We start from the raw sequence: 21,479 nt of genomic DNA on the forward strand, positions 1-21,479 counted from the left end.
GCGGACCCGGCCGGGTCCGCGCTCTCACTACTGCCGGGCGATCCGGTCCAGCCACTCGCGCAGCAGAACCTGCTCCGCCTCGCTCAGCACGGAGGTCCCCGGCAGGGCCGCGCGCAGCGCGACCGCCGCGCCGACCGGTCCCGGCGCCTCGGCCGCAGGAGTGTCGGTGGTGATCGCCGCGATGACCGCCTCCCGCGCGAGGACCGACAACTCCGTGTCGCGCCGCTCCTCTGCCTGGCTGATCAGAGCGACGGTCGTCCCGCTGCCCGCGGCATGCACGAGCTGCGCGGCGCGCTCTTCGGTGACCCGGAGCCGGCCTGCCTCGGCGATCCGGCGGATGTGGGTGGCGAGCACCTCGAAACCCGACACGGCGGCCGGTGGCGGGGTGGTGCCGGGCCGCTCACGGCCGAACATGAGCAGATACAGCGCCGGGTTGGCGAGCCCGAACTCGAGGTGCAGATCCCAGCCCGCGCGCAGGTCCGCGACGGGGTCGTCGGTCGGTTCGAGCTCCGTCTTGTCGCTGAGATACGCCGCGAAACCCTCGGCTGCCGCCGCGTCGAGCAGCCCCTGTTTGTCGCCGAAGAGCCGGTAGATCGTGGGGGCCTGCACCCCGGCCGCCGCGCCGACCGCCCGCGTCGACACGGCCTCCTGGCCGCCCTCGGACAGCAGCTTGGTCGTGGCCGCGAGGATCCGCGCGCGGGGGCCGCCTTCGTCGGTGCTCATATGTCAACGATAACAGGGTGCTGTTAGCGTCGATAATTTATCGGTGCTAGCGTTGGCGGTGTTAGCGACGCTATCGGCGTCACTCTCCGTCCCTCGTCGCCTGGAGGCGTCATGATCATCGTTACCGGAGCCAACGGTCAGCTCGGCCGGGAGACCGTCGAGCGGCTGCTCGGCCGGGTCCCCGCCGACCGCATCGGCGTCAGCGTCCGCACTCCCGACAAGGCGCGGCAGCTGAGTGAGCGCGGCGTACGCGTGCGCCGCGGCGACTTCGCCGAGCCCGCGAGCCTCGCCCACGCCTTCGAAGGGGCCGAGCAGGTCCTGATCGTCTCCGCCGACTCCACCGGCGAGAGCGCGGTCGCCGGACACCGCGCGGCGATCTCCGCGGCCGTGGCGGCGGGCGCCCGCCGCGTCCTCTACACGAGCCACATGGGCGCAAGTCCGAAGTCGCCCTTCCCGCCGATGCCCGACCATGCCGCCACCGAACAGGCGCTGCGGGACGCGGGTGTCGCCCACACGGCCCTGCGCAACGGCTTCTACGCGACGTCCGCCGTCATGCTGCTCGGCGACGCCGTGCGCACCGGGCGGCTCGTCGCCCCGCAGGACGGCCCGGTCTCCTGGACGGCCCACGCCGACCTGGCGGAGGCGGCCGCGCTGGTGCTGGCCGACGAGGGCCGCTTCGACGGCCCGAGTCCGGCGCTCACCGGCGCCGACTCCCTCGACCTCGCCGACGTCGCGGCGCTCGCCTCGGACATCGCCGGACGCCCCGTCGAACGGGTCGTCGTCCCCGATGAGGAGTACCGCGCGGGACTCCTCGCGCACGGGGTGCCGGCGGAGCAGGCCGATCTGCTGCTCGGCCTGTTCGAAGCCAGCCGCCAGGGGGAGTTCGCGGCGGTCGACCCCGCGCTCGCGTCCCTGACCGGGCACGCGCCGACGCCCCTGCGCGACGTACTGAAGGCGGCGATCACCGCGGCTCGGTGACCGCGCGGTTCTACGCGGCGGCGGGACGCGCCCGCAGCGTGACGAGGCCGATCCCCGCCAACGCGCAGAGCAACAGCGCGAGTTCGGCCACGGACGGCGGCCCGTCGGTGCCCAGGGCCCATGATCCGAACCGGACCGTGAACGGCACCGCCAGCTGCACGGCCGCCGTGAACACCGGCCCGCGCAGCAGGATCAGCCGGTGCTGGACGAGGTACGCGGGCGCGTAGACGACACCGCCGAGCAGCACGATGCCACCCCACTGCGCGGCCGTCGCCCCGTCCGTGGCCACGGCGAACGGCAGCAGCATCAGCGTCGCCGCGCCGAGCAGCGCGGGCAGCGCGGCCGACGGCGGGAGATCGCCCAACCGGCGCCGGTAGAGGAAGCCGTACGCCGCGAACGCGAGCATCCCGGCGAGCGCGAGAAACAGCCCGGCCGGATCGACCTTGCCTCCGCCGGCCCCCAATGCGTACCCGCCGGTCGCCACCGTGGCGAGGGCCGCGCCCGCCACCTGCCGTCGCGAGGCCCGCTGCCGGAACAGCAGCGCGCCCACGGCGAGCGACGCGCACGGCATCAGAGCGACGACGAGATTGGTCAGGGACGTGCCGATCCGCGGAATGGCCAGCAGGGTTCCGACGGCGTACGCGGCGAAACCGAGCAGCGCGAGCAGCGAGAGGATCCCCGGTCGCCGCAGTGGCGCCCGGAGTCGGGCACGCCCCTGAGCCCGCGCCGCCGCGAACCCCGCGAGCACCACGCAGCACACACCGGTCCGCCCGGCCGCCACCAGCAGCGGTGCGGTGTCCCGGACCAGGGCCCCGGACAGCAGCCACGTCCCCGCGAGCAGCGCGACGAGCACCGCCGCGAGCAGCGCGATCCGGTGGGAACCGGGCTCCGGCACGGCCCCGGCATCGTCGGCGCGGGCGCGGCGCGGAGCACGGGAGGAGAGGGGCACAGTGTGAACAGTAGGCGTGAACTTGAGGAGGAGGGGCCATAGTTGACGCAGTGGCGGGCTTGCAGGTTTTTGCGAAAAGCTGTGCGATCGGGACCCGCGAACAGGGTCGTTTGGCTAACCTGACGGCCCACCGGAAGATCGGACAGGAGATGGCTGAGGGGCCTGTGGGGGACGATCTCGGATTCGACGCGTTGCTCGATCACGACGGCCTGGTCGCCCGGCTGGCCGGGAAGACACGGACCGGACGCAACAAGGACCTGCTGTTCGGTCCCGATCTGCCCGTCGTGCTGCTCGTGGGCGGCCCCGGCATGGGCAAGGGGCGGCTGCTGCACTCCGTCCAGGGCCACTTCAAGCCCTGGGTCCCCGTCGCGTACGTCGACTGCGCCGCGGCCGAGTTGCGGGTGCCTCCGGACGAGCGGCCGCACACCCGCACGGAGCTGACCGAGGTGCTGCGCAAGGTCGCGCTGCAGTACCGCGACTGGGACGGCAACGGCGGGCCGGTCGCGATGCCGCGGCTGTACGCCGGTCTCGCCGCCGTGGCCGCGAGTGACGGGCGCGGCTCCGTGAACGTCCTCGTGGACGCGGTGCGCCGGCTCGACGAACTGCTGCCCCCGGCATCGTTCTGGCGCGGGGTGCTGCGCGGCACGGTCAAGAACTATGTCGGCTTCCTCGCCGGCCTGGCCATCAATCCCGTACTCGGACCGTTCGTCAACGCCCTGATCGACGGACTGCTGGCCCGCGTCTCCACCGATGGTGAGAAGGCCCTCACCGAGTTCTACGGCCAGTACCCGGGCGCGGGTGGTCAACCCCGCTCAGGGCTCCGTGAGTTGGCCGCCGACTTCCAGCGGGGCGACGAGCCCCGCCGGATCGCGGAGGGTTTCCTCTTCCAGGCCCTGCGCCAGGACATCGAGGCCGCGTACAGCTCGAAGCGGGGGCGGCTGTCCCGGGCGGGCAGGCCCGTGCTGCTGCTCGACCACGCCGACACGGCACTGGGCCGCCAGTTGCTCAGGCCGGTCCTGGAGGACAGGGAACGGCAGCGCTACGACCGCCTCGTCATCATGGCGACGGCCCGGCGCCACGACGGCGGACGCTTCCTCTACTACGCGGGCGGCGATCCGGCGGCCCCTGCGGAGTGGGACCCCTCCACCGGGGGGCTCCCGCAGTGGAGCCGCCCCGCGGTCACGGCCCCCGACGGCGAACCGCTGTGGCGCGGCGTGCTGCTGGTGCGGATGCCCCGGCTGTCACGGAAGCAGCAGCGCACCGCGAGCGAGCGGTGGCACGTCGGCCGCGACGACCTCGGCAACGCAGCCCGGCTGCGGATCAGCACCGGCATCCACCGGCTCAGCGCCGGGCGGCCGCTGATCGTCGCCCGGCTCGGCAGGGCGACCGCGACGCTGCCCCTGGAGCAGTGGGAGAAGTGCACCGACTGGGAGATCCTGGACGCGCGCCTGCCCGGCACTGAGAGCACGGGGGACAGCCCGGTGGCCGAGGCGCTGCTGGCGGAACTCGTCGAGAAGCAGCACCCCGAGGAACTGTCACCGGCCCATCGGGAGCGCTGGCTCGACCTGCTCAGCCACCTCTCGGTCGCCCATGACGCCGAGTGCGCCCAGGCCGTACTGCGGGCCGCGCAGGAGGGCCGCGGGAACCCGCTGACCGCGTACCGCGCCGCCGAACTCCTCGAGGACAGCGGCTGGCCGCCCTGCCCCCGGCACTTCATCGGCGACCTCGGTCTGCGCCGGCTGCTCATGCTCCGGCTGCACCGGATGCGGCCGGACGGCGGCGCCTGGCACACCGCCCACGCCGTACTGCAGGGTCACTACCGGGACCTCGGCGACGAGCACGCCGACGGACGGTTCGGCACCGCCGCCGCCCACCGCATGCACCACCTGCTGGCCTCCGACGGCGTGGACCACGTCACGCGCTATCTCTCCGAGGTCTTCCTGACCCGGTCCGCGCGCGCCTGGTGCGAGGAACTGCTCGCCATCGCCGACGCGCCCCTGCTCGGCAGAGCCGACGACCGCCTCGCCCGCGCACACGGCGAGATCCATGTGCGTGGCGACGCCCGGCGCCGCAGGATCGACCGGCTGCTGCACGCGGCATGGCTGAGCGGCGAGCGGACCTGGCCACTCGCCGACACGGTGCCCGGCGTACTCAGAGACGAACTGAGCGCCCTCAGCGAGGAGTTGTCCTACATAGCCGACGAGGCCGTCGCCGGGCGCGGCCCCGAGGGAGCCGACGCGGACAAGGCGGCCGAGGGCGCCGAACAGCTCGCCCGGGTCGCCCGCGAATGGGGTGACCGGGCGGACGCCAAGCAGCCGCTCAAGCGCTGTACGTGCACCCGGCACATCGGATTCGGCTGATCGACCGGCAAGGCGTTTCGAGGAGGGGTGGGCGAAGGTGTGGGACAGGCTGTACATCACCATGTGGGCGACGCTGCTGAGACGGATCCTGACGGTGTGCGGGGCCCTCGTGGTGATCGCCGCCGCCGTCCTGTTCTGGCCCGAACCCGAGGGGCCGGAGAGCTGCGCCCAGGGAGTCGAGAAGAGCGGCGATGAATGCGTCGGCGTCAATGGCTCCGGCTACGACTTCGGCACCCCCGAGATCACCAAGGTGGCCCGGGCGATAGCCGAGGAGAACGAGAAGTTCGTCGGCGACAAGCCGCACGTGACCGTCGCCATGGTGCTGCCCCTGCACCCCGGCCTCGACGCCGAGCGCAAGCAGTTGCGCAGTGAGATCCAGGGCGCCTATCTGGCCCAGTACCGTGCCAACCGCTCCGAACAGACGCCCCTGCTCCGCCTGGTGCTCGCCAACCCCGGCGCCGATTACGGGCAACAGGCCAAGGTGGTCGACCAGTTGGAGGTCATGGCACACGACAAGCGGGACAACCTGCGGGCCGTCACCGGCTTCAACCTGAGCCTCAAGGAGACCAAGGCCGCCGTCACCCACCTGACGAAGGACCTGGGCATCCCGGTCCTCGCCAGTCGCATCAGCGGTGACGACCCGGCGAACCCCGAACCCGGCCAGGACAAGCGGCCCTACCCCGGCCTGGCCCGCATCATCTCCACCAACAGCGACCAGGTCGCGGCGCTGGCCAACTTCCACAACGGCCTCAAGGACGCGGAGACCGTCCTGGTCAAGGACACCCGGCCGGGTGACATCTACAACGCGTCCCTCGCCCGGGCGTTCAGCCACAAGGAAGGCGGCCCGCCCGGCCCGCAGGACCAGCCCTTCACCTCACCCGGGATCACCGAACTCGGCGACAGCGGCAACGACTTCGCCGCGATCAGCCTCAACATATGCGACTCGGAAGCGCGCTACGTGTACTTCGCCGGCCGCCCCGTCCACCTGCGCCTGTTCGCCCTGAAACTGGCCGCGACACCCTGCCACGGCAAGAAGTACACGATCATCAGCGGCTCCGGCTCCGCCACCCTCAACCGCTATATGAAGGACGCCGACTGGGAGACCCTGCGCGGCGGCAGCGGAGCGACGGAACCCACCGTGACGGTCGAGTACACCGCTCCCGGCCACCCCGAGGTCTGGAACCTGGCGTTGCGCGACTGGGACAAGAAACACCCCGGTGCGGCGTCCCGCCCCGGATACCTCACGGAGCCGCAGAACGAGCTGGCGATCCTGAGCCGGCTGGCCGACCGCAGCCGCGACAGGATCGGCCCGGTCCAACTCGACGACTCCCGCACCATGTTGGTCCACGACGGAGTGATGACCATCGCCGCGGCCGTCTTCCTCGCCAACTCGCAGACCGATGGCGTCGTGCCGCCCCTGCGGCGGATCACGGCCGAATGGCCCCGTCTGGAGTCCCGCCACCGCGTCGCCGGAACCAGCGGCTGGATCTGCCTCACCAACGCGGGCAACGCCTACGACAAACCCGTCGCCGTCGTCGAACTCGACCCGCAGACCCGCAAGGTCGACGTCGTCGGCATCGGCTGGCCCAAGGGACACCCGCAGCCCGACAATTGCGTGGTGCCCAGCGGCAACAAGTGATCTTCCCGGGGGCGGCAGGGGACTGGTCCGAACCAAGTGGCAGGATCTAGGGGTTCACGATCCAGGGGGGGCCAGGGTGAACCGAAGACGTCATGCCGCGCGCGGAGCCGGGAGAGCTCGAAGACGCCTGACACAGCTGCTGCTGGCGAGTGCGGTGATCGCCGCCGTACTCGTCGCGGGCAGCGCCGCGTACGCGTACTGGCAGCACACCAAGGAAGTCGCCATCACGCGCTGCGTCCGGGCAGGGGAGGGGCCGGGCCGCACCGCGTTGGGCGCCGCGCCCGGCGTGCTGCCCGTGGTGGGCCCCGGCACCTTCACCACCGCGCACGGCGTCGGCTCCGAGGCCGGGAAGGGGCAGCGGCTGCGGCGCTACAAGGTCCAGGTGGAGGACGGCATCGGCCTGCAGGCGGACACCGCCGCGCGCGAGATAGCGGACATCCTGGGCGACCCGCGCGGCTGGAGCCGCGACGGCGTCGACTCCTTCCAGCTGGTCGGCTCGGGACCACGTGACTTCATCGTCAAGATCGCCACTCCGCACACCGTGGACTGCCTCTGCGGCTCCGCGGGCCTGGACACCGGCGGCGAGGTGAACTGCAGCATCGGCCGCACGGTGGTCGTCAACCTGCGGCGCTGGGTGGGCGGTTCACCCGAGTTCGACGGGCCGATAGCGGAGTACCGGGCCCTGATCATCAACCACGAGGTGGGCCACCGCATCGGCCACGGACACGAGACGTGCCCGGGGCGCGGCCGGCCCGCCCCCGCGATGATGCAGCAGATCAAGGGCCTGCACGGCTGCACCGCGAACGCCTGGCCCTACGACCGGGCCGGCACCTATCTGGGCGGACCGCACGTCGCCTGACGGCGTGCGGCTCACCCGCCACGGAGGATGCCCCGGGCCGTGGGAGTCTGCTTGGCTCGGGCCATGGCCGACGCAAGTACGGGTCTCTTCGCGCGGTGTGCGCGACATGCGCTGGACACCCTGGCGGACGTGACGGGCGCCCTGCTCCGCCCGGTGGTCGCGGCCGTACTCGACCGCATCGACCTGGACGCTGTCGTCTCCCGCGTCGACGTGAACCGGATCGCCGACCGCGTCGACGTGGAGCGGATCGCCGCCCGCGTCGCGCAGGACCGCGTGAACGTGAACCGGATCGCCGAGCGGGTCGACGTCGACGCCGTGATCGCCCGGATCGACCTGGTCGGACTCACCCGCGACGTGCTGCGTGAGATCGACCTCGGCCGGATCGTCCGCGACACCGGCGGCGGCATGACCGTGGAGACCGTCGACGCGATACGGCTCCTCGGGCAGCGCGGGGACCGGAGCGTCAACCGGCTCGCCGACCGGCTGCTCGGCCGGACCGGGCCGCCCCCGGACACCGCTACCGAGCCACCCACCCGGCACGCCCGGTGACGGAGTCCGACGACAGCGAAGGGCCTGAGCCGGCCGGCCTCGTCTCGCGCGCTGTCGCGGCCGTCCTCGACGCGCTGACCCTGGCCTTGGCCGGACTCGTGATCCATCTGGGCGTCGGCTGCGCGGTGTTGCTCGTCACCGGCCCCCCGTTCCGGATGCCCGACTTCCCCGGCGCCCTCTCCGGCGCGGTCACCTGGGCCGGCGCCGTCCTCTACCTCGGCGGCTGCTGGACCGCGCTCGGCTACACGCCCGCCGGCCGGCTCATGGGGCTGCGTGTCACCGACCGCGCGGGCCGCCTGTTGCGACTGCCCCGCGCCCTGCTGCGCGCGGCCCTGTGCGTGACGTTCCCGCTGGGCCTGTGCTGGGTCCCGCTCAGCAGGCGCCGTGCCTCGCTCCAGGACCTGGTCGTCGCCGGAGCCGTGACGTACGACCGGCGGTGAAGGCCTCTCACCCGCGCCGGGCGGGCGGCGGCGTCCGCGGCAGCAGCGTGGCGGCGCCGAGACCGCCGAGCCCGATGACGCCCATCACCACCAGTGCGGCGGCGTACGGTCCCACGGCCGGGTCGGCGACGAGGATCGTGCCCGCGATCGCGGTGCCCATCGAGGAACCGAGGTTGGACACACTGCGCGACAGGCCCGAGATCTCGCCCTGCATGTCCTCGGTGAAGCTCGACTGGACCACGTTGACCGACGGCGTCAGCATCACCCCGCAGCCCAGGCCGATGAGGAACAGACCGGGGGTGGAGAGCCAGGTGCTCGGCGAACCGTTGGCGGACAGGGCGAGGAGTACACCGATGCCGATGACCGTCAGGGCGAAACCGGTCACGATGAGGGCGCGTTGGGAGCGCCGCTTGGCGAGCCGTGCGGCAGCGAGCGAGCTGATGAGCAGGCCCACCGTGGACGCGGTGAAGATCAGGCCGGTCTCGATGGCGCTGTACCCGCGTACGACCTGCAGGTAGGCGGCGACCACGAACGACACCCCCATGAGCATGAGCCACTGCAGGTTCTGGGTGATCATGCCGAGGTTGGCGGTGCGGTTGTGGAACAGCGCGGTCGACAGCAGGGGCCGGGCCCCGCGGCGTTCTTTGGCGTGCACCCAGAGGAAGAAGCCCCACTGGAGCAGGGCACCGGCCAGCAGCAGGCCGCCCGCCAGCCAGCCGTTGTCGTCGACGGCGAGGATGCCCATGACGAGGAGGATCAGACCGGTGGCCGACAGGATCGCGCCGACGGTGTCGAAGTCGTGGCCGGGGTCCGGCGGGAGCGGATCGTCGATGTGCCGGCTCAGCAGAATGATCACGGCGATGACCAGGGCCTGGAAGACAAAGGCCGCCCGCCAGCTGATGGCCGAGGTGATGAGGCCGCCGATCAGCGGTCCGGCCGCGGCACCGATGCCGCCCATGGCCATGATCGCCCCGAAGGCCCGGGCCCGGGTGGTCACTTCGGTGAACAGGAGCGTGGTCAGGATGTACACGGGCGGGATGAGCAGGGCGGTGCCGACTCCCTCGAGGATCGAGTTGCCCAGGATGAGGATCCCGAGACCGGGCGCGGCAGCGCTGAGCAGGGCCCCCACCCCGTACACCGCGAGACCGAGCACGAGACAGCGTTTGCGCCCGTAGCGGTCGGCGAGGATGCCGCCCGGGATCATCAGTGCCGCCATCACCAGCAGGAAGACGGTGATCGCGATCTGCACGCCCTGCACGGTGGTGTCGAGGTCGTCGCTGATGTCCTTGATCATCACGTTCATGTTCGACCCGGCGAAGCTGCAGATGAACTGGGCCAGGGCGAGCGGTACGAGAACTCTGCGCGCCGCGGAGCCGTGCCGCTGCCGGACGTCTGTTCCCTCGGGGGTGGGCGGCACGGTCATCGCCTCGCTTTCCGGTCCGGGTCCCGCCATGGGCGGGAGCGACAGCTTTGCGGCGTGCTCACCCCCGGGCGTCACCCCCGGTGGGTGACGACCGGCTGCTTCCCGGGCCCGACACTCGGCTGCACAGCGGTGCACTCGGCACCCTCATCCAGCAAGGGGTCCTGTCATGGCCACCTCGACCACTTCGCACCAGCGCTCCGGCGCCGCGCAGGCAGCGGCCGGCGGGCTGACGATCTTCGCCGCGGTGATGCTGTTCATCGCCGGATCCATGGCCTTCTGCCGCGGCCTGATGGCCGTACTGAACGACGACGTCTTCCTGAACACGCCCAACTACGTGTTCAAGTTCGATCTGACGACCTGGGGCTGGGTCCACCTGATCTTCGGTGTGGTCGCGGTGGTCGTCAGCTTCGGCCTCTTCGTCGCCCAGAAATGGGCCCGGGTCCTCGGCGTGGTCATCGCCAGCCTGTTGATCATCGCCAACTTCCTGTCGATCCCGTACTACCCCCTGTGGTCCCTGACCCTGATCGCCCTGAGCGGATTCGTCATCTGGGGCCTGTGCGCGGTGCAGCGGGACACCCTCTACTGACCGAGGCGGCCCATGAAGCAGCCGCCCGGTCTGACGACCCTGCGGTCCTATCGCCGGGAGTGGCTGGTCAAGGACGTCGTCGCGGGCGTCGTCCTGACCACGCTCCTGGTGCCCCAGGGCATGGCCTACGCCGAACTCGCCGGGCTGCCCGCGATCACCGGGCTCTACACCTCCGTGCTCTGCCTGCTCGGCTACGCCGTCGCGGGCCCCTCGCGCATTCTGGTGCTCGGCCCCGACTCCTCGCTCGGTCCGATGATCGCCGCGACGATCCTGCCGCTGATCGCCGCCGGCGGGGACAGCGCCCGCGCCGTCGCCCTGGCGTCGGCGCTGGCCCTGATGGTCGGGGCGATCACGCTCCTGGCGGGGGTGGCGCGGCTCGGCTTCGTCGCCGACCTGATCTCCAAGCCGACCATGATCGGCTATATGAACGGCCTGGCCCTGACCATCCTGGTCAGCCAGTTGCCGAAGCTGTTCGGCTTCTCCACCGACGCCGACGGGCTGATCCGCGAACTGGCCGCCTTCGTCCGGGGACTGGCCGACGGCAAGGCGGTACCGGCCGCCGTCACCGTGGGGTGCTGCTGCATCGCGCTGATCCTGCTCCTGCAGCGGCTGCTGCCGAAGGTGCCGGCCGTACTCGTCATGGTGGTCCTGGCCATCGGCGCGTCCGTCACCCTCGGCCTCGGCGAGCACGGCGTACGGCTGGTCGGCACCCTGCCCGAGGGGCTGCCGCCCTTCACCGTTCCTGACATCGGGTGGCGCGACCTGGGCCCGCTGAGCGTCGGGGCCCTCGGCATCGCCCTGGTCTCGCTCGCCGACACCATCTCCAACGCGTCGGCCTTCGCGGCCCGCACCGGCCAGGAGGTCCGCGGTGACGAAGAGATGATCGCGATCGGCACCGCGAACCTCGCCGCCGGCCTCTTCCAGGGATTCCCGGTGAGCACCAGCGGATCGCGCACCGCTGTGGCCGAGCGGGCCGGTGCCAGAACCCAGTTGACGGGATTGGTCGGCGCGGCGCTGATCCTCCTCATGCTCGTCCTGCTGCCCGGCCTCTTCCGCGACCTGCCGCAGCCCGCCCTGGCCGCCGTGGTCATCACCGCGTCGCTCTCGCTGGCCGACGGGCGGGGTACGGCCCGGCTGTGGCGGCAGCGCAAGACCGAGTTCTGTCTGTGCATCGCGGCGTTCCTCGGTGTGGCGCTGCTCGGTGTGCTGCCCGGTATCGCGGTCGCGGTGGGGCTGTCCATCCTGAACGTCTTCCGGCGCGCGTGGTGGCCGTACAGCACGGTGCTCGGCCGCGTACCCGGCCTGGAGGGCTATCACGACGTGCGCTCGCACCCGGCCGCCGAGCGGCTGCCCGGCCTGGTGATCCTGCGCTTCGACGCGCCCCTGTTCTTCGCCAACGCCAAGACGTTCCGCGACGAGGTGCTGCGGACCACGCACACCACCCCGCCGCCCCGGTGGGTGCTGCTCGCGGCCGAGCCGGTGACGGATGTCGACACCACCGCGGCCGACATCCTGGAGGAACTGGACGAGAGCCTGCAGAGCAGGGGCATCCGCCTCGTCTTCGCCGAACTCAAGGACCCGGTGCGGCGCAAGATCGAGCGCTACGGGCTGAACCGCACCTTCGACCCCGAGCGCTTCTTCCCGACAGTGGAGAGCGCCGTCGCGGCCTTCCGGTCACGCAACGGCGCTCGATGGAACGGGAGTTAGCCGGCCGCGGCCGTCCCGTTGCCCACGACGGACAGCAGATGCGTACCCCATGGCGGCAGGTCGACGTAGAGACCGCTCCCCAGGAGCTCCGCGCCGGACCGGCCGTACCGGTCGTTGTCGAGCAGCTCGGTCAACTCCCAGGAATCCTGGCCCAGTTCACTCCACGGAAGCGGGATCCTGGCCTGGGCGCGGTGTCCGGAGAGGTTCACCACGGTCAGGAACCGGCCCGCGGACCCGGTCCAGCAGGAGGCGATCAGGTCCCGGCCCGAGTCGTTGTCGGGCCAGCCGACGCAGTCGAGCAGCTGCCAGCGGCCCGTGCGCATACCGCTGCGGTGCACACCCGACAGCAGCCGTTCATAGAACGCGCGCAGCGCCGCGTCCGCGGGCTCGTCGGGACGCCGGTCGAGGAAGACCGGCAGATGGACCCGGCGCCCGGTGAACTGGCCCTCGTGCCACAGCGTGGCGCCGGGCAGCGTCGCGATCAGCACGGCCGCGGCCCGCTCCTTGTCCGGGGCGAGCGTCCGCGCGGCCCGGGGCTCGTCGTGGTTCTCCAGGAACCGGACGAGACGCCGCTGATAGTCCTCGCCGGCCCGCAGATGCCCTCGGACGGAGTCGGCGCTCTCGTGCAGCAGCCGGTCGTAGAGGCGCTTGTCGTAACAGAAGTCGAACCCCTGCTCCTGGAGGGCCCATTCGAGGTCCCAGTACGCCTCCGCCGCGAAGATCATCCCGGGGTGGCGGCGCCGGACGGCGGTCAGCACCTCGGGCCAGAAGTCCTCCCGGGGCGGGGCGCCCACGCGCTCGCCCCAGGTCCGCGCGAACACGGCGTTCATGAGCAGCATCGCCATGTCGCAGCGGACGCCGTCGCAGATCAGGCCGATGTGGCCGAGCACCTCACCGGTCGCCTGCCGCAGCGCGGGGCTGAAGGCGTTCAGCTGCACCACGTCCGGCCAGGGCGCGAAGAACGGATCGCGGCCCCGCGCGAGGACGGCCCGCCCCGTGTCGAGGAACGCCGCGGGGTCGCGCACCGCGTCCTCGGCGGTGCCCTGCACGAAGTACTCGGGGTGCTCGCCCACCCAGGGGCTGTCCGGGGCCACGTGGTTGGGCACGTAGTCGAGCAGCAGTCCGACGCCCCGCCGGTCGAGTTCGGCCCGCGCGGCGGCCAGCCCCGCGGCGCCGCCGAGCGCCGCGTCGACCTCGTAGCGGCGGATGCAGTACGGCGACCCGGCGATGTCCTCCTCGCGGACATCCGGGAGGGCCTCGGCGAAGGCCGTGCGCAGGGCCGGGTTGCCCAGGGCGATGGACCGCCCGCGCGGGCTGCGCTCCCAGACGCCCATGAGCCAGACGGCGTCGGTCCCGGCCGGGGTGATCTCGTCCCAGACATCCTTCGGCACATCCCCGAGCCCGGTGATCCGGCCGGTGCGCTGCGTGGTCTCCCGCAGCCAGACACGGGTGTTGACCTCGTGGACGACGGGCTGTGCGGGCAACTGGGTCATCGGCTCTGCCTCCTCGTGTGCCCGGGGCGGAAGTCCTCAGGACCGAGCGTGCCGAAGATCTTCATCAGGGCGGCGACGAGCCCTGTCCACCCGGTCTGGTGCGAGGCGCCGATGCCGGCGCCGTTGTCGCCGTGGAAGTACTCGTAGAAGGAGACGAGGTCGCGCCAGTGCGGATCGTCGCGGAACGGGGCCTGCCCGCCGTACACGGGCCGCCCGCCGTCCGGGCCGCGCAGGAAGATGCGGGTGAGCCGGGCGCTGATGTCCTCGGCGACCTCGTACAGGTTCTTGCGGACCCCCGAGCCGGTCGGGCACTCGACGGTGAGGTCGTCGCCGTAGAAGCCGTACAGATTGAGCAGCGCCCGCACGACGAGGGTGTTCATCGGCAGCCACACCGGTCCGCGCCAGTTGGAGTTGCCGCCGAACATGCCCGTGTCCGACTCGGCGGGCAGATAGGAGACCTTGTACTCCTCACCGTGCACCCAGAACGTGTACGGGTGCTCGGCGTGCTGGCGGGAGAGCGCCCTGACCCCGTACGGGCTCAGGAACTCCTCCTCCGACAGGAGACGGGCGAGTACCCGCACCAGCTTCTTCTCGTCCATGACGGAGAGCAGCCGCGGCCCGCCCGCCGTGCCGGCCGTCACCGAGGACAGCGTCACGGACAGCGAGGGATGACGTTCGGCGAACTGCTGCAACCGTTCCCCGAGACCGGACAGCCGCTCCAGTTGCTCCGGCTGGAAGACGGTCGACGCGCACAGCGGCAGCAGCCCCACCATGGAACGGACCTTCAGCCGGTCCGCCCGCCCGTCGGGCAGCCGCAGCACGTCGTAGAAGAACCCGTCCTCCTCGTCCCAGAGTTCGTCCCCGAGATTCCCGATCCGGTCCATCGAGGCGGCGATCCACAGGTAGTGCTCGACGAACTTCACGACCAGGTCCTCGTACGAGGGGTTGTGCTCGACGAGTTCCAGCGCGATCTGCAGCATCGACTGGCAGTACAGCGCCATCCAGGCGGTGCCGTCCGCCTGCTCCAGGGTGCCGCCGGTGGGCAGGGCGGCGCTGCGGTCGAAGACGCCGATGTTGTCGAGGCCGAGGAAGCCGCCCTCGAAGACGTTGCGGCCGTCGGGATCCTTGCGGTTGACCCACCACGTGAAGTTCGTGAGCAGCTTCTGGAAGGTGCGCTCCAGGAAGGCGTGGTCGGACCGGCCGGTCGTGGCCCGCTCCACCGTGTACACGAAGTACGCGGCCCAGGCGTGCACCGGCGGATTCACGTCGCCGAAGTTCCACTCGTAGGCGGGAATCTGCCCGTTGGGGTGCAGGAAGCGGTCGCGCAGCAGGAGTTCGAGCTGCGACTTGGCGAAGTCGATGTCGACGACCGAGAGGGCCACGGCGTGGAACGCCAGGTCCCAGGCGGCGAACCAGGGGTACTCCCACTTGTCGGGCATCGACACGATGTCGCCGCTGATCATGTGGAACCACTCGTGGTTGCGCACCCCGTCGCGCGGGGGGCTCCACGGCGTCATCTCGTGCTCGGCCAGCCACGTCTCCAGGTCGAACGCGTAGTACTGCTTGGACCACAGCATCCCGGCGAGGGCCTGCCGCATCACGCGCGCCTCGTCCTCGCTCGCCCCCTTGGGCGTCAACTCCCGGTAGAACGTGTCCGCTTCGGCGATCCGGTCCTTGAACACCGAGTCGAACCCGCGGGACAGGGACAGCTGGGCGCCGGCCGGACCCAGCCGCAGCCGCACCGTCTCGGACCCGCCGGCGGGCACGGTGAGCGTGTGGTGCGCGGCCGCCTTGGTGCCCTCCTGCGCCGGATTGACCGCGGTCTCCTCGCCGTCGACGACGTAGCGGCCGATGCCGTCCTTGACGTACGGGGACGCGCTGGGCGTGTGGAACAGCCGCTCGTGGTGGGTCTCGTTCTCGGTGAACAGCAGCGGCACCCCGCCCGCGCAGCGCAGATCGTAGCTGCCGAGTTCCGGGTGGTCGGCCCGGACGGTGACGGTCGAGCGCGGACTGTCGACCGCCCGCAGCCGCGGCCGGGCGTCCCGGTCCGGATGGTCGCCCCAGGACCAGGTGTTGCGGAACCACAGCGTCGGCAGCACGTGCAGCGTCGCCTCTTCCGGGCCACGGTTGTCGACGGTGATCCGCATCAGGATCTCGTCGTGCGCGGCCTTGGCGTACTCCACCGTCACGTCGAAGTACCGGTTCTCGTCGAACACCCCGGTGTCGAGCAGCTCGTACTCGAACTCCTGCCGCGTACGGTTCCGGTTGACCTCCACCAGATCGTTGTACGGGTACGCGGCCTGCGGATACTTGTACAGGTACCGCAGGTAGGAGTGGCTCGGGGTGCTGTCGAGGTAGAAGTAGTACTCCTTGACGTCCTCGCCGTGGTTGCCCTCACCGTTGGTCAGACCGAAGGCACGCTCCTTGAGGATCGGGTCGGCCCCGTTCCACAGGGTGACGGCCAGGCACAGGCGCTGCTGGTCGTCACAGAGGCCGCCGAGCCCGTCCTCGCCCCAGCGGTACGCGCGCGAACGGGCGTGATCGTGCGGGAAGTACGACCACGCGTCACCCCCGGAGCTGTAGTCCTCGCGGACCGTGCCCCATTGCCTTTCGCTCAGGTACGGGCCCCACAGGCGCGCCCGTCCGCCGGCGTCGCCGACCGGACCGACCCGGCCGGCGTCCGTCTGGGTCTTCATGCGCTCTCTCCTGCCCTCGGTCAGCTGGATGCGCCAGTCTTGGCGGGCGTCCCCGGAACGTCCTCACCTGCCGGGGGTGAGCCTTCCGCCCGTGCGAGCAGCGTGACCGCGAGCTCGTACGCGGCCAGCACCACAGCGACCACCAGCAGCCCGGTCCACGACGACAGAGCCAGGGCGATCAACGCCGCGACGACGACGCCGCAAACCCGCAGCACATCGGCGTGCCGCGCGATCCACGGCCGCACCGAGGTGTTGTGTGCCGCCCGGTCGCCGGCCCGCGACAGGAAGCGGCCCGTGGCTCCGGCACCCTGCGCCGTGCGCCGGCGCAGCCACACCGGGAGCCGTCCGGGCCCGGCCAGATACGCCACCACCGCGAGGGCGACGCCGAGCCACAGCAACTGGCCGCCCCGGTCGCGCAGGGTCGTGAAGACCGTGTACAGCGCGGCCGACACGCCGTCGCGGTAGACGCCGGACGGCACCTGCCCGACCAACTGGTCCCGCACCGCCCGCAGCACGCTCGACAGCACGGTGACCGTCACGACCAGCCACAGTCCGAGCTGCAACAGGGTCCGCCGACGGTTCGGCGAGGCCCACAGGGCGAGCCCCAGCAACACCGGCACAGCGATCACCAGGCCCACCACGGCGTGCTTCAACACCACCATGGCACGCTGCAGTTGACCCAGGTCGTGCCGGTTGTACAGCCGGATCTGCGCGAAGTCCGCCGGCAGCGACACCCCGAGCGCCTTCTCGATCCGCTGACGCAGATCGGGCGGCACCTCGCCGGACGTCAGCGTCGGCAGATCGAGCTTCTTGCCGAACAGCGTGGGCAGGTCCCGCTCGACGGAGTTCAGTACGTTGTTGACCATCGGCAGCAGGTTCAGGGTGACCGTGTCGCCGCGGACCCGCACGCTCGCGTTGCTGTCGTCCAGCACCGCGACGATCTGCCGGTGCGCGAACCGGTTCGTCGCGCGCCACAGATCCTCGAACCGGTCCGTCGCGATGAGCTTCGAGACCGCCTTCTGCAGATAGTCGTGGACGGCCCCGGTGACCGGCGCCGCCAGGAAGGTCGCGCGCGGCGGCAGTGACTCGGACAGCCGCTGCCTGACGTTCAGTTGGTCGAAGATCTGGGTCGTCAGATACGTGGACACGGCGGCGTTCACATCGGGGTCCTCCGGCAGCGGGCCCACCGTGGCGACCCAGCGATCGGTATTGAGCGTGGTCCGCGCACCCCACACCCCCACGACCGACGAGACCGAGACCACGGCGACGAGCGCGATCAGCACCGCCGCGACGGCGCGGCGGACCGCGAGGAGCCGGGCCCGGCGGCGCCGCTCCGTACCGGCCCGGTCGCGCAGCTCCTCGACCTCGGCGCGCAGGCGCACCAGTTCGGACTCGTCGGCCGGGTCGGTGGCCGGTGCGGCGTCGTTCCGCTTCGTTATCGGTTCCTGGCTCATGGGCGTCGTACCTCCGACGGCCAGCGTCCCCGCGCCGCCCGGCGCCTTGCTCACCTCCGGCGGGTGACGCGGCGTGGCCCGTATACCCGCTTCTCTGGGGCCCGTGCGGGAGCAGGCCCGTCGAAGGAGGAACCATGGCAGGGATCGGACCGGTACAACTCCTCGTGGTCGAGTTCGGCCCGGACGCCAAGCTGGAGGGGCGGATCGTCGAGGAGATGGGAATTCTCGAGGCGAACGGGCAGATCCGCGTTCTCGACATGCTCTTCGTCCGTAAGGAGTTCAGCGGGGAGCTGTTCTCCCTCGACTTCCAGGCGGAAGGGATGGGCGAGACGGTCGCCGCCCTGCTCGGCGTCTCCGGCGACCGGCTCCGGGCGGCCCAGGAGGAGTATCCGAGCCTGGCCGAGGGAAATGCCTTCGGGCTCTCCCTGGTCGAGATCCGTGAGATGGCCGACTCCATGGACCCGGGGAGCGCCGCGGCGTTCGTCCTGCTGGAGCACGTGTGGGCGAAGTACCTGCGCGCGGCCATCCGCGACGTCGGCGGTGTCCCCGTCGCGGAGGGCTTCCTCACCCTGGAGGCACTCGAACCCGTCGCCGCCGAGATCCTCTCCGCGGCGGAACGCCTGGGCGAACCGGTCGCGCCCGAAGCACGGCCGGACCCGAAGACCCGCAACCACCGCAGGAGGTCCTGATGGCCGATCTCGTCGTGCTCGGATTCGCGGACAAGGACAAGGCGGAGGCGGTCCTTCGCCTCGCCAAGGACCTGTCCCGGCAGGAACTGCTCGACCTGGAGGACGCCGCTCTCACCTGGCGTGCCATGGACGGCAAGATCCATGTCCGGCAGTCGTACAACACCACGGCGGCCGGCGCGACCGGCGGCGCCCTGTGGGGCTCCCTGTTCGGGCTGCTCTTCCTGATGCCGGTCTTCGGTGCGGCGGTGGGAGCCGCCACCGGCGCCCTGGCCGGGAAGCTCTCCGACATCGGTATCCACGACGGCTTCGTGAAGGAGATCGCCGCCACCCTCGAACCGGGTCACGCCGCCGTCTTCGCCCTCGTCCGGCGCTCCACCCCGGACCGCGTCCGCGAGGCCGTGCGCCCCTTCCACCCCACCGTGCTGCGCACGTCCCTCACCAAGGACCGGGAGGAGGAGCTGATCGCCGCCCTGCAGCGCACGTGACCTGAGGACCGCGGGGCGCCCCGGCACCGGGCGCCCCGCAACGCGCCCTCGTACGCCGGAACTTCACCCGGATGAGATGACGGACGCCGGGCGCTCCCTCCCGCCCGCCGGGGCCCACACTGGCCTGTGCCGCGCCACTGCGCCCCGAGAGCGAGGTGCCACCCATGGACGCGTGGTCACAGCACGCACGGGACATCGGGCCGGAGACCACGGCCGCCTGTACCGTCGCGGCGCTGCCCGCCTGGCTCGTGCCCCGGCCCCGCCTCACCGACCGGCTGGCCAGGGGCGTCCTCGGCCCGCTGACCGTCGTCGTCGGGCCCGTCGGCGCAGGCAAGACGACGCTCGCCCTGGAGTGGGCCCACACCGCCCGCCCACCAGGACCGCTCGCCTGGGTCTCCTGCGACGGCCCGGCCGAACAGCCCGGCGTCTTCTGGCCCCGGGTGACCGGCGCGCTGCGCCTGGCCGGCGTCGACCTCCCCGAGTCCGCCACCGCGGGGGAGGGGCCCCTTCTGGTGGCGGCCCTCGCCACCCGGCTGAACGCGCACGGCGAACCGGTGGTGCTGGTCCTTGACGGCTTCCAGCCGGCCCCCAACTCGCCGATCGCGGAAGGCGTCACCAGCCTCCTGCGCCACACCTCGGGCCTGCTGCGCCTGGTGGTGCTCGCGCGCCGCGACCCGCCGCTGCACCTGCACCGCGGCCGGCTCACCAGCGACGTCACCGAACTGCGCACCGCAGACCTGGCGTTCGACGACCGGGAGACGGCGGAGCTGCTCGCCCAGCACGGCATCGACGTGACGAAACAGACCGTGAGCGCGCTGCGCCGCCGCACGGACGGCTGGGCCGCGGGACTGCGGCTCGCCGCGATGTCCATGGAGAAGCGCACCGACCCCGACCGGTTCGTGGCGCACTTCGCGGGCGACGACGAGGCGATCGCCAGCTACCTCGTCGAGGAGGTGCTCGACCTGCAGCCGGCCGGCATGCGCCGCCTGCTGCTCGCGACGAGCGTGCTGGAGCGGGTCAACGCCGAACTGGCCGCCGAGCTCTCCGGCGCCGACGCGGGTCGGCACTTCGCGGCGCTCGTCAGGGAGAACTCGTTCCTGCAGCCAGTCGGCCAGGGCTGGTACCGCTGCCACCAGATGTTCGCCGACGTGCTGCGGATGTGCCTGCGCCACGAGACGCCCGGACTTGTGGCGCCCCTGCACCGGCGCGCGGCCGGCTGGCTCGGCGCACACGGGCTGCTCGCCGACGCCGTACGGCACCTGCTGGCCGCGGGTGACTGGGACCGGGCCGCCCGGCTGATCGTGCACCACCTGGCGATCGGCCAGGTGCTCGGCCTGACCACGGCCCGGCTCCCCGTCGAACTGACCCGGCAACTCCCCGAAGGCCTCTGCGCGGACGTGCCCGAATCCGTGCTGCTCGCGGCGGCCGTCGCGCGGGCCCGCCACGACGACCGGGCCTGCGCCCGGGACCTGGAACGGGCCGCCCTGCTGCTCGACGCGCTGCCACCGGAGGACGACGACCGGGGCGCGCGGTGCCGCCTTGCCCACGCGGTGATCCGCATGGAGTGGCTGCGTTCGCGCGGCCGGAGCGAGGCCGAGGCCGCCGCGGCCGACGCCGAATCCGTCCGGCCGCTTCTGCCGGGCGCCGCGCTGCTGCGGTGCCCGGAGATCTCCGCCCTCACCCTGACCATCCGCGGCAGCGGCGAACTCAGGGCCGGCAGCCTCAAGGCGGCCGAGACCTCCCTCACCGGCGGACTCAAGGCGGCCGGCACCGCAGGGAACGGCACCCTGCGCCGCGACTGCCTGGTCGAACTCGCGCTCCTGGAGGCGTTGCGCGGCCGCTTCCGGGCCGCCGACGAACTCACCACCCTGGCCGCCCAGCCGCCGCTGCCCGCCTGGACCACGACCGAGCCGACGCGCGCCACCCTGCACCTCGTGCGCGCCTGGGTCGAGCTGGCCCGCGGCGCCCCCGGCCGGGCCCGGCACGAACTCGCGCGCGCCGAGGCGGCGTTGAGCGCCCTGCCCGACGCGTTCCTCGCCGAGGTCGGCGCGCTGGTGGCCCGGCTGACGACCGTGGTGGAGCGCGGCGGCCCGGCGACCGAGCCGATCGGCGCCGTCGTGACCGCCGCCCGGCTCCCCGGGCCTGTGCTGCGCCTCGTGGGGCCCGCGTGCGCCGCGCTGCTCGCGTCCGTGCGGCCCGGCCTCGCAGTCGTCGAGCCGGAGCAGCACGCGGAGGTGCCGCAGAACCCCGCCGAGCGGCTCAGCGCGCGGGAACACGACGTATTGGACCGGCTCGCGCAGATGATGACCACCGAGGAGATCGCCAAGGAGCTGTATCTCTCGGTCAACACCGTGAAGACCCACCTCAAGAGCGTCTACCGCAAGCTCGCCGTGTCCCGGCGCTCGGCCGCGGTCAGGCGCGCCCGCGAACTGCAGCTCCTGTGACCGCC

At 71.9% G+C, this 21,479-nt stretch carries 17 protein-coding genes; 11 read left to right on the forward strand and 6 right to left on the reverse strand.

Annotation, left to right across the window (positions count from 1 at the left end; all coding sequences use genetic code 11):
- Positions 1 to 27 precede the first annotated feature (27 nt).
- Complete coding sequence (locus ACIREE_RS12175) at positions 28 to 723, reverse strand: TetR/AcrR family transcriptional regulator (RefSeq protein ID WP_404150040.1); 696 nt, start codon at positions 721 to 723, stop codon at positions 28 to 30.
- 111 nt (positions 724 to 834) lie between these two features.
- Here ACIREE_RS12175 and ACIREE_RS12180 point away from each other — a divergent pair, with 111 nt between their 5' ends.
- Positions 835 to 1,701 carry an NAD(P)H-binding protein gene (locus ACIREE_RS12180; protein WP_404150043.1) on the forward strand — a complete coding sequence of 289 codons (867 nt, stop codon included), beginning with the start codon at positions 835 to 837 and terminating at the stop codon, positions 1,699 to 1,701.
- A 10-nt stretch (positions 1,702 to 1,711) separates the two neighbouring features.
- On the opposite strand, the gene ACIREE_RS12185 is transcribed toward ACIREE_RS12180, so the two are convergent.
- Entirely contained in the window at positions 1,712 to 2,650 is a 939-nt protein-coding gene (locus ACIREE_RS12185) for a DMT family transporter (RefSeq protein WP_404150046.1), read from the reverse strand.
- Between the two features lie 149 nt (positions 2,651 to 2,799).
- On the opposite strand from ACIREE_RS12185, the gene ACIREE_RS12190 reads away from it, so the two are divergent.
- The 5 genes from ACIREE_RS12190 (at position 2,800) to ACIREE_RS12210 (ending at position 8,497) form a co-directional block, all read left to right on the forward strand.
- The gene (locus ACIREE_RS12190) at positions 2,800 to 5,010 is read left to right on the forward strand and encodes a hypothetical protein (protein WP_404150049.1); all 2,211 of its coding nucleotides are present in this window, start codon (positions 2,800 to 2,802) and stop codon (positions 5,008 to 5,010) included.
- A gap of 37 nt (positions 5,011 to 5,047) precedes the next feature.
- Positions 5,048 to 6,649 (forward strand): amino acid ABC transporter substrate-binding protein, encoded by a 1,602-nt coding sequence (locus ACIREE_RS12195; protein ID WP_404150052.1) that lies wholly within the window; start codon positions 5,048 to 5,050, stop codon positions 6,647 to 6,649.
- Between the two features lie 76 nt (positions 6,650 to 6,725).
- Complete coding sequence (locus ACIREE_RS12200; protein ID WP_404150055.1) at positions 6,726 to 7,508, forward strand: DUF3152 domain-containing protein; 783 nt, start codon at positions 6,726 to 6,728, stop codon at positions 7,506 to 7,508.
- Between the two features lie 63 nt (positions 7,509 to 7,571).
- On the forward strand, positions 7,572 to 8,057 hold the full coding sequence (locus ACIREE_RS12205) for a hypothetical protein (RefSeq protein ID WP_404150058.1): 486 nt from the start codon (positions 7,572 to 7,574) through the stop codon (positions 8,055 to 8,057).
- On the forward strand, positions 8,054 to 8,497 hold the full coding sequence (locus ACIREE_RS12210) for an RDD family protein (protein WP_404150061.1): 444 nt from the start codon (positions 8,054 to 8,056) through the stop codon (positions 8,495 to 8,497). The genes ACIREE_RS12205 and ACIREE_RS12210 overlap by 4 nt, the downstream gene beginning before the upstream one ends.
- 7 nt (positions 8,498 to 8,504) lie before the next feature.
- Here ACIREE_RS12210 and ACIREE_RS12215 read toward each other — a convergent pair whose 3' ends face one another.
- Positions 8,505 to 9,950: an MFS transporter gene (locus ACIREE_RS12215; RefSeq protein WP_404150064.1), complete on the reverse strand. Its 1,446-nt coding sequence runs from the start codon at positions 9,948 to 9,950 to the stop codon at positions 8,505 to 8,507.
- Positions 9,951 to 10,086: 136 nt separating this feature from the next.
- Between ACIREE_RS12215 and ACIREE_RS12220 the strand changes: the two genes are divergently transcribed.
- Both ACIREE_RS12220 and ACIREE_RS12225 read left to right on the forward strand, forming a co-directional pair.
- Positions 10,087 to 10,506, forward strand: a complete 420-nt coding sequence (locus ACIREE_RS12220) for a hypothetical protein (protein ID WP_404150067.1) — start codon at positions 10,087 to 10,089, stop codon at positions 10,504 to 10,506.
- A 12-nt stretch (positions 10,507 to 10,518) separates the two neighbouring features.
- A complete protein-coding gene (locus ACIREE_RS12225) occupies positions 10,519 to 12,213 on the forward strand; it encodes a SulP family inorganic anion transporter (RefSeq protein ID WP_404150069.1) in 1,695 nt (564 codons plus the stop codon).
- On the opposite strand, the gene ACIREE_RS12230 is transcribed toward ACIREE_RS12225, so the two are convergent.
- The 3 genes from ACIREE_RS12230 to ACIREE_RS12240 are packed head-to-tail and all read right to left on the reverse strand — an operon-like array spanning position 12,210 to position 17,856.
- Positions 12,210 to 13,706: an alpha-amylase gene (locus tag ACIREE_RS12230; RefSeq protein ID WP_404150072.1), complete on the reverse strand. Its 1,497-nt coding sequence runs from the start codon at positions 13,704 to 13,706 to the stop codon at positions 12,210 to 12,212. The genes ACIREE_RS12225 and ACIREE_RS12230 overlap by 4 nt on opposite strands.
- Positions 13,703 to 16,402, reverse strand: coding sequence for an MGH1-like glycoside hydrolase domain-containing protein (locus tag ACIREE_RS12235; RefSeq protein ID WP_404150075.1), 2,700 nt, complete (start codon positions 16,400 to 16,402; stop codon positions 13,703 to 13,705). The genes ACIREE_RS12230 and ACIREE_RS12235 overlap by 4 nt, the downstream gene beginning before the upstream one ends.
- Before the next feature lie 20 nt (positions 16,403 to 16,422).
- On the reverse strand, positions 16,423 to 17,856 hold the full coding sequence (locus ACIREE_RS12240; protein ID WP_404150078.1) for a hypothetical protein: 1,434 nt from the start codon (positions 17,854 to 17,856) through the stop codon (positions 16,423 to 16,425).
- Between the two features lie 134 nt (positions 17,857 to 17,990).
- On the opposite strand from ACIREE_RS12240, the gene ACIREE_RS12245 reads away from it, so the two are divergent.
- From ACIREE_RS12245 to ACIREE_RS12255, 3 genes are all read left to right on the forward strand, one after another.
- Positions 17,991 to 18,545, forward strand: a complete 555-nt coding sequence (locus ACIREE_RS12245) for a DUF1269 domain-containing protein (protein WP_404150081.1) — start codon at positions 17,991 to 17,993, stop codon at positions 18,543 to 18,545.
- Positions 18,545 to 19,030 (forward strand): DUF1269 domain-containing protein, encoded by a 486-nt coding sequence (locus ACIREE_RS12250; protein WP_404150083.1) that lies wholly within the window; start codon positions 18,545 to 18,547, stop codon positions 19,028 to 19,030. The genes ACIREE_RS12245 and ACIREE_RS12250 overlap by 1 nt, the downstream gene beginning before the upstream one ends.
- A gap of 164 nt (positions 19,031 to 19,194) precedes the next feature.
- A complete protein-coding gene (locus ACIREE_RS12255; protein WP_404150086.1) occupies positions 19,195 to 21,474 on the forward strand; it encodes a LuxR C-terminal-related transcriptional regulator in 2,280 nt (759 codons plus the stop codon).
- The last annotated feature ends 5 nt before the right edge of the window (positions 21,475 to 21,479 follow it).

The sequence above is a fragment of the Streptomyces sp. NPDC102467 genome, assembly GCF_044765445.1.
Taxonomy (GTDB): Bacteria; Actinomycetota; Actinomycetes; order Streptomycetales; family Streptomycetaceae; genus Streptomyces.